Source organism: Burkholderia sp. SIMBA_051 (genome assembly GCF_046534915.1).
Taxonomy (GTDB): domain Bacteria; phylum Pseudomonadota; class Gammaproteobacteria; order Burkholderiales; family Burkholderiaceae; genus Burkholderia; species Burkholderia ambifaria.
This window is the reverse complement of the sequence record NZ_JAWRXS010000530.1, coordinates 1-257: the sequence shown is the minus strand read 5'-3', so window position 1 is coordinate 257 and position 257 is coordinate 1. Positions and strand designations below refer to the sequence as shown.

Sequence of the window (257 nt, the reverse complement as noted above, 5' to 3'; positions counted from 1 at the left end):
GCCACGAAGGCGGCGAATCTGGCGAGTGGCACCGGGCAGATCGGCGCTGGCCTGGCGACTGTGTCCGCGACCGCCGGAACCATCGCGAGCGCCTCCAGCGGTGCACTGGGCTCGGCCCTGGGTAGCGGCGCTGGCGCCGTGGCTGCGGTGACGGGTAATAGCGTCAGCGTTCCGGCTTCGCCCACCAGCGCCAGCGTGGCGTCGGTGCCCGCCACTCCACCGGTGCAGACCGTCGCAGGCGCCGCCGCAGGCACCAC

Annotated in this window: 1 pseudogene; it reads right to left on the bottom strand. The window is 73.9% G+C overall.

Annotated features, from left to right (window positions below):
• Positions 1-257, bottom strand: a pseudogene (locus SB771_RS35595) (hypothetical protein); the annotation flags it as partial.